Below are 13,467 nucleotides of genomic sequence, written 5' to 3' on the forward strand. Positions count from 1 at the left end.
TCGACCTCAAGTGAACGAAACGGTACCGTACACTTCCCAGCGTAAGCCGGACCGGACAGCGGGCGGCAACGGCGTCTGGTTTCACGAGGGGCAAGGCGAATGAGCGGCAAGACGGCGATCGAGTGGCATGACGGTGCGGTGACGTCGGGAGGCGGGACGACGATCGCGTTTCTCAGCCACGGGCACGGGCCCGGGCTGGTGGTGATCCCCGGGAACAACCGGCGCGCCCACCATTACGGGGCCCTGGCACAGAGGCTGTCGGATACGTACACGGTGCACGTGATCGAGCGGCGGGGACGCGGCCGGAGTGGACCGCAGGGCCCGGGCTACGGTGTCGAGGCCGAGGTCGACGACGCTATCGCCGTCATGGAGCGCACGGGCTCACACCTGGTCTTCGGGCACAGCTACGGCGGCCTGGTCGCCCTGCACCTCGGGCTGCGGAAGAAGGTGGCCGCGCTGATGGTGTACGAGCCGGGCGTGAGCATCGAAGGATCGTTCGACGCCCGCTGGCTGCCGTCTTTCACCCGCTCACTACAGGAGGGCAGGCACACCTCGGCAATGGCGACCTTCCTCAAGGGCACCCGCCTGGCCCCCATCGGAGACGCGCCGGCGCCGGTCTTCCGCGCGCTGGCGTTCCTGCTGCTCCACGGGGGCGAGGGCCGTGACACGCGGGCCATGATGGCGACGACGCCGAGGGAAATCGGGGAGATCGCCCGCCTGGACTCCGACGGCACCAGGTACGCGGGCGTCGCGTCCCCCACGCTGCTGATGGGCGGCGAGAAGTCGCCCGCCTACCTGACCGGCGTGCTCCCCCGCCTGGCAGGAGTGATACCCGACGCCCGGCACCTGATCCTGCCTGGGCTGGACCACAACGCCCCCGACCTGAACGCGCCCGACGTGGTCGCCGGGCAGATGCGCGCCTTCATCCAGGGGCGGCTCGCCGAGGAGCGCCCCCGGTAGCGAGGACGACCCGTCGTACCACCGGGACGGCTGGGGCGGGGCCCCGGCGACAGGGCGACACCGAGGCCCCGCGGAGCCGGCGCCACTATCGGTGGCCTTTTCGATCTCGTGACGGCGGGCCGACGGGGTCGGAAACGGTGATCGAAATTACGGTAAAGAGCCTGGACCCGTCCCTGAGAGCTCCGGGAAAGCGCAGCCTATCCCCCTTATCCGATGACCATGGCGGACGAGAAGCGCGGCGATAGGGACCGGATAGCGACCCCTAATACCTTCGATATTGCAGCAAGGGAAACGCCGCCGCCAGCAAGCCGAGGGGTCAGCCGAAATGAAGAAAATCATGAAGACCACCGCCGCCCGGATCGCATTCGTCACGATCGTCGCCGCCGGTGGCTGTGCTTCTCTCACCACGCTGGCCGCGGCCGCGACCACCGGTTCCACGCCTGCTGACACGGTGGTCACCCCGGTGACGACGCCGACCCCGACCCCGCCCCCCACCACCGACGGCGGAACGCCATGGGGATGAGCATTCCCTGACGTCCGACGCGGCCGGAGCCGAGAGCTCCGGTCGCGCTCACGCGTTTCCGTCCCGCCATGAATCCCTGACCCCGATCGTGAATCCGGGACGGAAACGCGCGGACCGTATATGGCATCCACATGAATAACCGTGGCATTTCCCTGAAATCATTCTCCGAGAAAGGCGTCCGTCAGGTGACCGGGACGATCTCGGCGCTGAGGAGCCGGCCTTCTTCGATACGCAGGAGACCGATGGTGCCGTGGGGCTGGCGGCGGCGGTCGGTCGGCGAGCCGGGGTTGAAGATGCGCAGGCCGTCCTCGTAGTGGTCGAGCGGGATGTGCGAGTGGCCGAAGACCACGAGGTCCGCCGCCGGGAAGCGCCGGCGCATACGCGCCCACCGCCCCGCGGCCGCGCCGCTGTCGTGGATCATCGCGACCTTCAGCCCCGCGACGTCCAGCTCCAGGGTTTCGGGGGCGTCGACGTCGGGGCCGTCGTTGTTGCCCTTGACCGCGTGGACCGGCGCGTACGCGGCCAGTTCGTCGAGCACGGTGGCGACACAGACGTCACCGGCGTGCAGGATGAGGTCGGCTCCGCGCAGGTGTTCGGCCACCCGCGGCGGGCACGACTTCCATCGCCGCGGGGCATGGGTGTCCGAGAGCACCACCACGTTCACCGTTCCAGCATGGCACGCACGGACGGCGAATCGCCTGCTAGAGGTGGGCCTGGACGAGTTGGCGCTCGGCGTCGGCGAGGTAGGCGGCCAGGAGGCGCTCGGCCCCGTCGGCGTCGCCGGCCTCGAGGAGCTTGAGGATGTCGCGGTTGCGGCCGATGTAGGGCTCGTGGAAGGCGCGCGGGTTGTTCATCGCGAGGAAGCTGAGGCGCAGCTCGGCGAGGAGCCGGCCCATCATCTCGTCGAGCCGGGAGCTGCCGGCGAGTTCGACGATGGCGTGGTGGAAGCGCATGTTGGCGGTGCCGACCTCGGGCCAGCGGCGCTCGGCGGCCGCGCGCTCGGCGGCCTGGACGGCCTCGCGCAGCACCGCGAGGGCCTCGGCGGAGGGCGGGGCCGCCGTGCGGATCGCGGCGCACTCGACCAGGCGCCGCACGCGGTAGAGGTCGACGACGTCGTCGGCGGTGAGGCGGCGGACGAACACGCCGCGGTTGAGCTCGTGGACCAGCAGCCGCTCGTGGGACAGCAGGCGGAAGGCCTCCCGCAGGGTGTTGCGCGAGACGCCGAGCGCCTCGCCGATCGACTCCTCCGACAGCCGGGTGCCGGGCGTGAACATGCCCTCGGTGATGTGGTCGCGCAGGATGGCGGCGACCCGCTCGGCGGTGCTGGTGCGGCCCAGCAGGACGCGGTCTCGCACCAGGCGCTCGGCCGCCTCTTCGGCACCGCCCATGTCGACCGCCAGCCCTTCTGGAACCCCGAGTTCGCGAAGAATCTTACCACGAGCCTATTGTCTGATTGTTGAACGAAACTTATGTTGAAAGACGTCGGCCCGATCCGGTCGTACGGGCTCGCCGTCGTGGCGCTGTCGGGGCTGCCGGAGACCCGGGCCCGGCGGCTGTCCTGAGACGGCCGGAACCACACTGCGAGACTGGAATCGAAGACATCGGACACCGGAGCTCACCGTGCCTCGCCTGATCAGAACGATCGACCTCAACTCCGACCTCGGGGAGGGGTTCGGCCGCTGGGAGCTGGGTGACGACGAGGCGTTGCTGTCGATCGTCACCAGCGCCAACGTGGCCTGCGGATTCCACGCGGGCGACCCGTCGACCATGCGCCGGACGTGCGAGACGGCGGCCGCGCGCGGCGTGGCGATCGGCGCGCAGGTGAGCTACCACGACCTCGCGGGGTTCGGGCGGCGCTTCATCGACGTGCCGCCCGGACAGCTCGCCGACGAGATCGTCTACCAGATCGGCGCCCTGGACGCCTTCGCCCGCATGGCGGGCAGCAAGGTCTCCTACGTCAAGCCGCACGGCGCCCTCTACAACGCCATCGTGCACCACGAGGCGCAGGCGGGCGCCGTGGTGGCGGCGGTGCGGGCGTACGACCCCTCGCTGCCGGTCCTCGGTCTGCCCGGCTCGCAGTGGCTGCGCCAGGCCGAACTGGCCGGGCTCGCCCCGATCGCCGAGTGCTTCGCCGACCGGGCCTACACCCCGGCCGGCAGCCTCGTGCCGCGCGGTCGTCCCGGCGCGGTCCTGCACGATCCCGACCTGGTGGCCGAGCGCTGCGTGCGGATGGCGCGGGGGGAGCCGATCGAGGCCGTCGACGGCACACCGCTGCTGGTCCGGGCCGCGTCGATCTGCGTGCACGGCGACAGCCCGAACGCCGTCGAGATGGCCCGCAAGGTACGGGCCGCCCTCGTCGCCGAGGGCATCGAGATCACGCCGTTCGCCGGGAGGGCCGGCGCCGGCGAGCCGGAAGGGACGCGACCGTGAACCCCGGTTTCCGCAGGTGCGGCGACGGGGCGGTCCTGGTCGAGCTGGCCGGCTCAGAGGAGGTCCTCGCCCTGTACCAGGCGTTCGCCCCCGGCCCGCCGGAGGGCGTCACCGACGTGGTCCCGGCGGCCCGCACGCTGCTGATCCGGTTCGAGCCGCCCGCCCGGCCCGACACGGTGGAGGCCGCCGTCCTCCGGGCCCGCCCCGGCGGGGGAACACGGCGGGCGGCCGGTGAGGTCGTCGTCCCGGTCGTGTACGACGGCGCCGATCTGACCGACGTCGCGTCGCTGGTCGGGCTGTCGGAACGGGAGGTGGTCGAGGCGCACACCGGCACGCCGTGGACGGTGGCGTTCTCGGGGTTCGCGCCCGGTTTCGGCTACCTGGTGGGCGGCGATCCCCGGCTGGTCGTCCCCCGCCGCCGCGAGTCCCGTGTGCGGGTGCCGGCCGGGTCGGTGGCGCTGGCCGCCGGGTACAGCGCGGTGTACCCCGGCGAGTCGCCCGGAGGGTGGCAGCTCATCGGCCGCACCGAGCTGACCGTGTGGGACGTCGCCGCCGACCCGCCCGCGCTGCTGCTCCCCGGCACGCTCGTGCGATTCCGGGAGGCGCAGGGTGGGTGAGGCGGTGCGGCACCTGGAGGTGCTCGCGACCGGGCCGATGGCGACCGTCCAGGACCTCGGGCGTCCGGGGCTGGCCCACCTCGGCGTGGGCCGCTCCGGCGCGGCCGACCGGGGCGCGCTGCGGCTGGCCAACCGGCTGCTGGCCAATCCCGAGGACGCGGCCGCCCTGGAGATCACCCTGGGCGGGCTGAAGGTGCGCGCGCACGGCGACCTGCTCGTCGCCCTGGCCGGCGCGCCGTGCCCGGCCACGGTGACCGACGTCGCCGGGCGGGCGCGGGCGATCGGCCACCAGGCCCTCGAACGGCTGCCCGACGGCGCGACGCTGCGGCTCGGGGTGCCGAGACGCGGCCTGCGCACGTACCTGGCGGTGCGGGGCGGGCTGGACGTCCCCGAGGTGCTCGGCTCGCGGGCCACCGACATCATGGCCGGGCTCGGCCCGGGGCGGCCCGAACCGGGGCAGCTGCTGCCCGTCGGGCCGCCGCCCACGGTGTTCCCGCTGGTCGACCTCGCGCCGGTGCCCGAACTCCGCCCCGCCGAACCCGTCCTGACGATCATGCCCGGCCCGCGTGACGACTGGTTCACGCCGGAGGCGCTGCGGGTGCTGTGCGCCGAGCCGTACGAGGTCACCGCCGACAGCAACCGGGTCGGGATGCGGCTGCGCGGGCCCCGGCTCGAACGGGCGCGGGACGGCGAGCTGCCACCCGAGGGCATGGTGCCGGGCGCCCTCCAGGTGCCGCCGTCCGGCCAGCCCACCCTCTTCCTCGCCGACCACCCGGTCACCGGCGGCTACCCGGTGATCGCCGTGGTGTGCGAGGCGGACGTCGACCGGGCCGCCCAGGTACGTCCCGGGCAGCGGATCCGCTTCCGGCCCCGCACCGCATGAAGGCCTGACCCCCACTACGGAAGGAAGCCCAGCGATGTCGCAGACCATGGTCGATCCGGCCCGCCTGACCCCCCAGCAGGCCCGCGCGCTCTTCCGCGGAGGGCTGGTCACCCCCACCTCCGGCTGGTCGCCGGGCTGGGCCCAGGCCAACCTCCTCGCCCTGCCCAAGGAGCAGGCGTACGACTTCCTGCTGTTCGCCCAGCGGAACCCGCGCCCGTGCCCGGTGCTGGACGTCACCGAGGCCGGCGAGGTCAGTGCCTCGATCTTCGAGGGTGACCTCCGCACCGACCTTCCGGCCTACCGGGTGTACGAGAACGGCGAGCCCGTCGCGGAGGTGACGGACGTGCTGTCGTACTGGCGGGACGACCTGGTCTGCTTCCTCATCGGCTGCAGCTTCACCTTCGAGGCGGCGCTGCTGGAGGCGGGGGTGCCCGTGCGGCACATCGAGAGCGGGACCAACGTGCCGATGTACCGCACGAACCTGCCCTGCCGTCCGGCCGGGGAGCTGTCCGGGCCCGTCGTGGTGTCGATGCGGCCCGTGCCCGCCGAGCTGGTGGCGACGGCGGTGCGCGTCACCTCCCGCTACCCGGCGGTGCACGGCGCCCCGATCCACGTCGGCGACCCGGGCGCGATCGGGATCGCCGACCTCGACCGGCCCGACTTCGGCGACCCGGTCGAGGTCCGCCCGGGAGAGCTCCCGGTCTTCTGGGCCTGCGGCGTGACGCCGCAGGCCGCCGTGATGCGCTCGCGCCCGCCGTTCGCCATCGGCCACGCTCCCGGCCACATGGCGATCACCGACGCCCGCGACAGCGCCTATCTCGTGCCTTAGAGGACTGAAGACCAGCCGAAGCCGGCCGCCCAGGTCACGTCGGCGAGCACTTTCTGCCCGCTGGTGTTGGGGTGGAAGTAGTCCCAGGTGCTGACCTGGGAGAGCGCGAACGGGTAGGCGAAGACGGCGCCGCCGTCGTACGTGCAGGTGGCGTGCTCCGCGCACACCTTGGCCAGCACGGCGTTGAAGTCGGCCACCCGCTGGCGTACCCGGTCGCGCCGCTGGACGTCGGCGGTGGCGGTCGAGGTGGGGTTGGCGAGCATCGACTGGCAGACGCTGAGGAGCGACCAGGTGGAGCGGGCGGAGGAGCTGTCCTTGCCGACCTGCCACAGCCGCTTGATGTCGGGGATGCTGGAGACGAAGATCGCGGCGCTGGGCAGGCCGGTGGTGAGCGTCTGGACGGCGGCGCGGAACCTGGACTCGAAGTCGGCGACCGAGGTCATGCCGGACTCCGACGACGTGCAGGCGTCGTTGGCGCCGATCAGGATGGTGACGTAGTCGACTCCCTGGGAGACGGCCTGCTGCGCCTGGCCGGCCATGTCGGCGACCTTGGCCCCGGACTTGGCGTCGTTGTAGGCGACGAGGGAGGGGTTGACGGCGAGGAGGCGACGGTAGTGGCTGTAGACGGTGGAGTAGCTGCCGGTGGACCACGACCGGGACGGGCAGTCGACGTAGAACCCGCAGGCGTTGAACCCGCGGGTGATGGAGTCGCCCATCGAGGCCATGGAGTCGGGGACGGGCGGGGCGGCGGCGTCCGCGACGGCGGGGACGGCCGGGGCGAGCGCGAACGCGACTGCTGTGAGGAGGACGAGGGTGCGGCGGCGGATGTCCAAGCTGGTCTCCTGGGGCTCTCCCCCGAGTCGGCTGGTTGCTCAGAATGTCGGCCCGCTTTGCCGCTTTGACAAGGTCCCATTACACGGTAGTGACCCGCCGGTAACATCCCGGGCGCGTTTACGCTGGAGCACGCGGAAGGGAGGCGCGCATGAGGGCGGATCCGGAGCTGGTCGGACGGGCGCTGGCCGAGGTGTCGGCGGTGGGGCCGTACTTCGAGCTCCGCACGGACCCTGGCGTCGAGGACGACCTCACGTGGCGGCCGCTCGGCGAGCTGTCCACCGACACGGACGCGCTGCGGGCCAAGATCGCCGACCACGGGCGGCGGCTCGGCACCCGGGAGAACCGGGTGGCGGCGTCGATCCTGTTCCAGGGGCTGGCGGCCCGGTTGTGGTCCCCGGTGGTGGCGACGGTCGCCGCCCACGGGCTGCTCCCGGTCGGCGCCTCGGCGCACCTGCGCTGGCGGCCGGTCCCCACCGGCCCGCTCCCCCTGTGGGCGTCCCGGACGGCGGGCTGGGAGCTCCTGCCGGACCCCGCCGACCGTGCCGAGCGGGTCTACCGCGCCGTGGTACCCGAGTTGCTGGAGCCCCTGGTGGCCGCCGTCCAGGGCATCACCAAGATCTCGGCCGCGCTGCTGTGGGGCAACGCCGCCTCCGCCCTGGCCGGGACGCTCCGCACGCTGCCGCCCGCGCGTCCCGACCTCGGCCCCGCCGCGGCGCGCCTGGTCCGGGACGTGCTGCGCGTCGGCCTGCTGGCGGGAACGGGCGAACCGGCGGAGCCCGCGCCGGGCGAGCATTTCTTCGTCCGGACCAGTTGCTGCCTGTACTACCGCGTCCCTGGTGGCGGCATGTGCGACGACTGCGCCCTGCTCGATCCGGAGATCCGACGGGCGCAGTGGGCGCGGACCGTCCGAGCGGCGGGAGGGGCCCGATGAAGCGTGACCTCGTCGACGACCTCGGGCTGCCGGTGAGCGTCCCCGGTGAGGTACGGCGGGTGGTGTCGCTGGTGCCGTCCCTCACCGAGTCGGTCGCGGCCACGGCCCCCGGCCTGCTGGCCGGAGCGACCGCCTGGTGCTCGCACCCGGAGGACCTCGACGTGGCGCGGGTGCGCGGCACCAAGAACCCCGACGTCGACGCCATCGTCGCGCTCTCCCCCGATCTGGTGCTCGCCAACGAGGAGGAGAACCGCGTGATCGACCTCGACGCGCTGCGGGCGGCCGGCGTACCGGTCTGGGTCACCGTCGTGCGCACGCTGGACGACGCGTTCACGTCCCTGCGCCGGATGCTGGTCACCGCGATGGGCCTGCCGGAGCCGCCGTGGCTGCGTGCGGCCGTACGCGCGTGGGACGCCGACCTCGCCGGCCAGACCCGCCGCGCCGTCGTCCCGGTGTGGCGCAAGCCGTGGATGGTGGTGGGGCGCGACACCTTCGCCGGCGACCTGCTGCTGCGGCTGGGCGTGCAGAACATCTACGCCGGCCACCCGGAGCGGTACCCGAAGATCCCCCTGCCCGAGCTGCTCGCGGCGCGCCCCGACCTGGTGGTGCTGCCCGACGAGCCGTACCGCTTCACCGCCGACGACGGCCCCGGCTTCTTCCCGGGCGTGCCGGCCGCGCTCGTCAGCGGCCGGCATCTCACCTGGTACGGCCCCTCGCTCGCCGAGGCGCCCGCGGTGCTGGCGCGCGCTCTCGGAATGGCTCACCCTGCGGGCGGCTGACCTGAACTAGTCTGGCTCGATGGAGGGCGTGGCGGAGATCGGGAGCCTCGCCGGCCAAGGCTGGGGGCAGGTCGGGTGTCTCGTCCTGGCCTTCGTGCTGTCCGCCGTGATCGGCATGGAGCGGGAGATCCGCCAGAAGAGCGCGGGGCTGCGCACGCACACGCTCGTCGGCTTCGCCTCGGCCCTGTTCATGCTGGTGTCGAAGTACGGCTTCTGGGACGTCCTGGGCAACGACATCCGCCTCGACCCGTCCCGCGTGGCGGCCCAGGTGGTGTCGGGCATCGGGTTCATCGGCGCGGGGCTGATCTTCACGCGGCGGGAGACGGTGCGCGGGCTGACCACGGCGGCGACGGTGTGGCTCACCGCCGCCGTCGGCATGGCGGCGGGCGCCGGGTTGTGGCTGCTCGCCCTCGTCGTGACCCTGGGGCATTTCGTGACGGCGTACGCCCTCACGCCGCTGGAGAGCCTGCTGCCGACGTCCAGACGCATCCCCACCCGCCTGCACCTCAGCTACCTCGACCGTCGGGGCGTGCTGCGGCTGGTGCTGGCGGAATGCACGTCGCGGGGGTTCAGCGTCAGCGAGCTGTCGGTCGACCAGCGGGCGGAGCGCCGGGACCCGGCCACGGTCTCGCTGTGGCTGAGCGTTCAGGGCACCGGCTCGGTCTCGCAGCTCAGCGCCGCGCTCACCGAGATCGACGGGGTGCTGGGCGTGCTGGTCGAGGACATCGACTCCAAGATCGCTTAACGGGTTGTACGGGTCTTGGATCTTTCTTATATGGGTCGGCCGGAATCTGTACGGCACGGCACTCCAGTGAACCGAGTGCCTGTCTACAGGAGGACTAATGACGGTTCCCCCACCACGGCGGTCCCACCGCCTGGCCGTGGCGCTCGCCGGTCTGCTGGCCACCCCGGTTGCCCTGCTCGGTCAGCCGGCGCACGCCGATCCGGCCAAGCCCCTGGCGGACGCCTTCAGCGCGGCCTCCGCGGCGTACCAGGTGCCACGTGACCTGCTCGTCGCGCTCGCCTACTCCGAGACCCACCTCGACGGGCACGGCGGCAAGCCGAGCGCCAGCGGCGGGTACGGCGTGATGCACCTGGTCAGCAACCCCAGCAACCACACCTTGGAACAGGCCGCGTCACTGACCTCCAAGCCGTTGTCGGCCCTGAAGTCGGACACCGCGGCGAACATCGCGGGCGGCGCGGCGGTGCTGCGCGCCGAGGCCGACGATCTGGGCCTGAGCGCGTCCGCCCGCAAGGACCTCGGCAAGTGGTACACGGCCGTGGCGAAGTACGGCGGCGCGTCCGACCCGGGCGCGGCGCGGCTCTACGCCGACACGGTCTACGACCTGCTGGGATCGGGCGTGCGGGCCGAGGTGAAGGGCGGCGAGACCGTCACCGTGAAGCCGCAGGAGGTGCGGCCGGACCGCGGCGAGTACGCCGACGCGCCCGACCTGAACGCCCCCAAGCTGGCCGCGGCGGCGGACTACCCCAGCGCGCACTGGGTGCCGGCGAGCACGAGCAACTATCGTGTCGGCAGCCGGGGCGCCGGCACGATCGACCGCATCGTCATCCACGTCATGCAGGGCTCGTACGCCGGCACGATCTCGTGGTTCCAGAACCCCAGCGCCAAGGTGTCGGCGCACTACCTGGTGCGCTCGTCCGACGGTGACATCACGCAGATGGTCCACGACAAGGACGTGGCGTACCACGCCACCGTGTACAACGACCGGGCGATCGGGATCGAGCACGAGGGGTACATCAGCGACGCCTCGTGGTTCACCGACGCGATGTACCGCTCGTCGGCGGCGCTGACCCGCTACATCGCCGACAAGTACGGCATCCCGAAGGACCGCACCCACATCATCGGCCACGTCGAGGTGCCGACCTCCGACCACACCGACCCCGGTCCGTACTGGAACTGGACCAAGTACATGCAGTACGTGACGGGGAGCAGCGGCGGCGGCAACCCGTACACGCCCGAGCAGGTCTGCGGGAGCGGTTACAGCGTGATCGACTCGGCCGCCCTCGGCAGCTCCGGCACGGTGTACCTGCTGTACAACTCCTCCACCGGGTACAACTGCGTGACCACGCTCAAGAGCACCTCTCTCGGGACGGCGACCGCCACCTCCGCCTACCTCGAGGTCGCGGGGTCGACGCGGATCACCGACTCCGGCAACTTCACCTACTACGCCGGGCCGGTACGGGCCTCCGCCGCCGACAAGTGCATCAAGTGGGGCGGGAAGGCCGGCTCGTCCACCTACGACAGCCCGCTCGAACACTGCGGCTGATCTTCTCGGATGCCCCCGTTCCTCGGAACGGGGGCATTCTGCTTTTCGGGCCCGCCCAGGTCGGGGCCGTGATGCCGTGAGTCCCGATTTTTGGGCCCCTGCGGCCCCTTGACGTCACCGACCGGTGGGTGGTCCGATCTCTATTTGATAGGAAGCCTTCCTAACCAAATCCAGCGCGCGAACCGTGGCATCCGCAGAGATCGGCCGCGCCCGGTGCCCGGCTCTCGGGGGTGCCGAGCGTCCGGGGCGGCAGAAAGGCTGATTCGTGCACCCCCACCTGCCGGCGCTCCGGCGCCCCGCCCACACGGCCCTCGTCCTGCTCGCCCTCCTCCTCGCCCAGGCCCTCGTGGGCGCCGCCGCCTACGCGGCCACCGCCCGCTACGAGGCCGAGACCGCGACCATCTCCCAGGGAGCGGTGGCCACCAACCACACCGGTTACTCCGGCACCGGCTTCGTCGACGGCACCAACGTCGCGGGCAGCTACCTGGAATGGACGGTGAACGCCCCGGCGGCGGGCAGCGCCACGCTGAGCATCCGCTACGCCAACGGCACCACGGCCGACCGTCCGGCCGACGTCTCGGTCAACGGCGCCGTCGTCGCGGCGGCCCACACCTTCGGCGGCACGGGTAGCTGGGACACCTGGACCACCGCCACCGTGACCGCCAACCTCAACGCCGGGGACAACACCGTCCGCGTCACGGCGACCTCCGCCAACGGCAACCCCAACCTCGACTACATCGAGGCCACGGTCACCGACACCTCCTCCACCGCCTACGAGGCGGAGAACGCGACGCTGTCGCAGGCCGCCGTCGCGACCAACCACACCGGCTACACCGGCACCGGCTTCGTCGACTACACCAACGTCGCCGGCGGGTACATCGAGTGGACCGTCAACGCCGCCACCGCGGGCAGCACGACCCTCGTCCTCCGGTACGCCAACGGCACCGCGGCCAACCGGCCCATGGACATCGCGGTCAACGGCGCCGTCGTCTCCGCCGGGCGCGCCTTCAACCCGACCGCCAACTGGGACACCTGGGCCGACAGCACGCTCACCGCGACGCTGAGGGCCGGCATCAACACCGTCCGGGCCACCGCGACCGGAGCGGACGGCGGCCCGAACGTCGACAAGCTCACCGTCGGCGTCGCGGGCGGCACCGACACCCAGGCGCCGACCGTGCCCGCGAACCTGCGCGTCACCGCGACCACCAGCAGCAGCATCTCCCTGGCCTGGGACGCCTCTACCGACAACGTCGGCGTGACCGGCTACAAGGTCTACGAGGGCTCGACCGCGGTCGCGATCCCCGGCGAGAACGCCGCGACCATCACCGGCCTGGCCGCCTCCAGCAGCCACACCTACACCGTCACCGCCGTCGACGCGGCGGGCAACGAGTCAGCGCGCAGCGCCTCCGTCACCGGCACCGCCACCGGCGGCGGCAGTGGTGGCGTGACCGCCGACCAGCTCCTGGCCAAGGTGACCACCTGCAGCCAGATCTCCAACGGCAAGTACAAGACCGACAGCGACGTCAGCACGGCCACCGTGCCGGTGTGCAACAAGAACGGCGCGGTGTTCTGGAAGGCCGACATGGACATCGACTGCGACGGCGTCCGCACCACCCAGTGCAACGAGAACACCGACTGCTGCTTCCAGGCCGACACCTTCTGCCACACCACCACCGACACCCCGCTCAACGCGGCACAGCTGCCGTACGTCGTCGTGCCGAGCACGAGCGGCATCTGGAACTACACCACCAAGGGGATCGGCTGCGGCACGGTCGTGGCGGTGATCTACAACGGGAAGGTCGAATATGCCGTGATGGGAGACACCGGGCCCAGCGGCATCATCGGTGAGGCGTCCTACAAGACGGCCTCCGACCTCGGCATCAACCCCGACCCGAGCAACGGCGGCACCGACACCGGTGTCACCTACATCGTCTTCACCGGGTCCGGCACCAAGGTCTCCACCATCCAGAACCACTCCCAGGCCGTCACCCTGGGCCGGCAACTCGCCCAGCAGTTCGTGAACAACAACTGATGACCATCCCACGCAGGGGTGCGGGCCGCGCCCCTGCGTGGGCCGCGTTGATTCAGGTCAAAAGCCATGAATCATGGCCAGAACCGGAATAGGGTTCTCGGCGACCGATCACGCGAGGAGTGGCTATGAACGAGTACGCGGTGACCTTCGACCTGGTCGACGCCGACAAGGACGGGCTCATCTCGGCCGGGGAACTGCTGCGGCTGATGGAGGTGCTCGGGCAGCCGGTGACCAGCGAGGCCGCCGAGGCCGCGGTCCGCAGGCTCGACCTCGACGGCGACGGCCGCATCTCCCTGGAGGAGTTCTCCCACTACCTGAGCTCCACCCGCTAGTTCGCCGGCCACGACCGGCGTCCGGTCCG

At 71.8% G+C, this 13,467-nt stretch carries 14 protein-coding genes and 1 pseudogene; 12 read left to right on the plus strand and 3 right to left on the minus strand.

Annotated features, from left to right (window positions below; genetic code table 11):
* The first annotated feature begins 99 nt into the window (after nucleotides 1-99).
* Entirely contained in the window at nucleotides 100-960 is an 861-nt protein-coding gene (locus tag KIK05_RS40455; RefSeq protein ID WP_214416193.1) for an alpha/beta fold hydrolase, read from the plus strand.
* 489 nt (nucleotides 961-1,449) lie between these two features.
* Nucleotides 1,450-1,494: pseudogene (locus tag KIK05_RS49605) on the plus strand (hypothetical protein); the annotation flags it as partial.
* A gap of 170 nt (nucleotides 1,495-1,664) precedes the next feature.
* Here KIK05_RS49605 and KIK05_RS40465 read toward each other — a convergent pair.
* Both KIK05_RS40465 and KIK05_RS40470 read right to left on the minus strand, forming a co-directional pair.
* Nucleotides 1,665-2,147 carry a metallophosphoesterase family protein gene (locus KIK05_RS40465; RefSeq protein ID WP_214416195.1) on the minus strand — a complete coding sequence of 161 codons (483 nt, stop codon included), beginning with the start codon at nucleotides 2,145-2,147 and terminating at the stop codon, nucleotides 1,665-1,667.
* 37 nt (nucleotides 2,148-2,184) lie between these two features.
* Nucleotides 2,185-2,871 (minus strand): GntR family transcriptional regulator, encoded by a 687-nt coding sequence (locus tag KIK05_RS40470; protein WP_214416196.1) that lies wholly within the window; start codon nucleotides 2,869-2,871, stop codon nucleotides 2,185-2,187.
* A 232-nt stretch (nucleotides 2,872-3,103) separates the two neighbouring features.
* Between KIK05_RS40470 and KIK05_RS40475 the strand changes: the two genes are divergently transcribed.
* The 4 genes from KIK05_RS40475 to KIK05_RS40490 are packed head-to-tail and all read left to right on the plus strand — an operon-like array spanning nucleotide 3,104 to nucleotide 6,242.
* Nucleotides 3,104-3,913, plus strand: coding sequence for a LamB/YcsF family protein (locus KIK05_RS40475; RefSeq protein WP_308250324.1), 810 nt, complete (start codon nucleotides 3,104-3,106; stop codon nucleotides 3,911-3,913).
* On the plus strand, nucleotides 3,910-4,530 hold the full coding sequence (locus KIK05_RS40480; protein ID WP_214416197.1) for a 5-oxoprolinase subunit B family protein: 621 nt from the start codon (nucleotides 3,910-3,912) through the stop codon (nucleotides 4,528-4,530). Before KIK05_RS40475 ends, KIK05_RS40480 begins: the two co-directional genes overlap by 4 nt.
* A gap of 37 nt (nucleotides 4,531-4,567) precedes the next feature.
* Complete coding sequence (locus tag KIK05_RS40485) at nucleotides 4,568-5,413, plus strand: 5-oxoprolinase subunit C family protein (protein ID WP_250564266.1); 846 nt, start codon at nucleotides 4,568-4,570, stop codon at nucleotides 5,411-5,413.
* Between the two features lie 46 nt (nucleotides 5,414-5,459).
* A complete protein-coding gene (locus KIK05_RS40490; RefSeq protein WP_214416236.1) occupies nucleotides 5,460-6,242 on the plus strand; it encodes a putative hydro-lyase in 783 nt (260 codons plus the stop codon).
* Here the strand turns inward: KIK05_RS40490 and KIK05_RS40495 are convergent.
* Complete coding sequence (locus KIK05_RS40495) at nucleotides 6,239-7,075, minus strand: GDSL-type esterase/lipase family protein (RefSeq protein ID WP_214416198.1); 837 nt, start codon at nucleotides 7,073-7,075, stop codon at nucleotides 6,239-6,241. The two genes, KIK05_RS40490 and KIK05_RS40495, sit on opposite strands and share 4 nt — an antisense overlap.
* A gap of 149 nt (nucleotides 7,076-7,224) precedes the next feature.
* Here KIK05_RS40495 and KIK05_RS40500 point away from each other — a divergent pair, with 149 nt between their 5' ends.
* The 6 genes from KIK05_RS40500 (at nucleotide 7,225) to KIK05_RS40525 (ending at nucleotide 13,438) form a co-directional block, all read left to right on the plus strand.
* Nucleotides 7,225-8,007, plus strand: coding sequence for a (2Fe-2S)-binding protein (locus KIK05_RS40500; RefSeq protein WP_214416199.1), 783 nt, complete (start codon nucleotides 7,225-7,227; stop codon nucleotides 8,005-8,007).
* Nucleotides 8,004-8,786: a helical backbone metal receptor gene (locus KIK05_RS40505; RefSeq protein ID WP_214416200.1), complete on the plus strand. Its 783-nt coding sequence runs from the start codon at nucleotides 8,004-8,006 to the stop codon at nucleotides 8,784-8,786. Before KIK05_RS40500 ends, KIK05_RS40505 begins: the two co-directional genes overlap by 4 nt.
* Before the next feature lie 19 nt (nucleotides 8,787-8,805).
* The gene (locus KIK05_RS40510; RefSeq protein ID WP_214416201.1) at nucleotides 8,806-9,531 is read left to right on the plus strand and encodes an MgtC/SapB family protein; all 726 of its coding nucleotides are present in this window, start codon (nucleotides 8,806-8,808) and stop codon (nucleotides 9,529-9,531) included.
* Between the two features lie 97 nt (nucleotides 9,532-9,628).
* Nucleotides 9,629-11,074 carry an N-acetylmuramoyl-L-alanine amidase gene (locus KIK05_RS40515; RefSeq protein WP_214416202.1) on the plus strand — a complete coding sequence of 482 codons (1,446 nt, stop codon included), beginning with the start codon at nucleotides 9,629-9,631 and terminating at the stop codon, nucleotides 11,072-11,074.
* Nucleotides 11,075-11,339: 265 nt separating this feature from the next.
* The gene (locus KIK05_RS40520) at nucleotides 11,340-13,106 is read left to right on the plus strand and encodes a CBM35 domain-containing protein (protein WP_214416203.1); all 1,767 of its coding nucleotides are present in this window, start codon (nucleotides 11,340-11,342) and stop codon (nucleotides 13,104-13,106) included.
* A gap of 125 nt (nucleotides 13,107-13,231) precedes the next feature.
* Complete coding sequence (locus KIK05_RS40525) at nucleotides 13,232-13,438, plus strand: EF-hand domain-containing protein (protein ID WP_214416204.1); 207 nt, start codon at nucleotides 13,232-13,234, stop codon at nucleotides 13,436-13,438.
* Nucleotides 13,439-13,467 lie beyond the last annotated feature (29 nt).

The sequence above is a fragment of the Sphaerisporangium fuscum genome, from assembly GCF_018531465.1.
Lineage (GTDB): Bacteria > Actinomycetota > Actinomycetes > Streptosporangiales > Streptosporangiaceae > Sphaerisporangium > Sphaerisporangium fuscum.

What these genes read in the sequence shown, in the direction of transcription:
- KIK05_RS40455 (WP_214416193.1), top strand. Translation starts at nt 100, where the DNA reads ATGAGCGGCAAGACGGCGATCGAGTGGCATGACGGTGCGGTGACGTCG.
- KIK05_RS40470 (WP_214416196.1), bottom strand. Translation starts at nt 2,871, where the DNA reads ATGGGCGGTGCCGAAGAGGCGGCCGAGCGCCTGGTGCGAGACCGCGTC.
- KIK05_RS40485 (WP_250564266.1), top strand. Translation starts at nt 4,568, where the DNA reads ATGGCGACCGTCCAGGACCTCGGGCGTCCGGGGCTGGCCCACCTCGGC.
- KIK05_RS40490 (WP_214416236.1), top strand. Translation starts at nt 5,460, where the DNA reads ATGGTCGATCCGGCCCGCCTGACCCCCCAGCAGGCCCGCGCGCTCTTC.
- KIK05_RS40500 (WP_214416199.1), top strand. Translation starts at nt 7,225, where the DNA reads ATGAGGGCGGATCCGGAGCTGGTCGGACGGGCGCTGGCCGAGGTGTCG.
- KIK05_RS40505 (WP_214416200.1), top strand. Translation starts at nt 8,004, where the DNA reads ATGAAGCGTGACCTCGTCGACGACCTCGGGCTGCCGGTGAGCGTCCCC.
- KIK05_RS40510 (WP_214416201.1), top strand. Translation starts at nt 8,806, where the DNA reads ATGGAGGGCGTGGCGGAGATCGGGAGCCTCGCCGGCCAAGGCTGGGGG.
- KIK05_RS40515 (WP_214416202.1), top strand. Translation starts at nt 9,629, where the DNA reads ATGACGGTTCCCCCACCACGGCGGTCCCACCGCCTGGCCGTGGCGCTC.
- KIK05_RS40525 (WP_214416204.1), top strand. Translation starts at nt 13,232, where the DNA reads ATGAACGAGTACGCGGTGACCTTCGACCTGGTCGACGCCGACAAGGAC.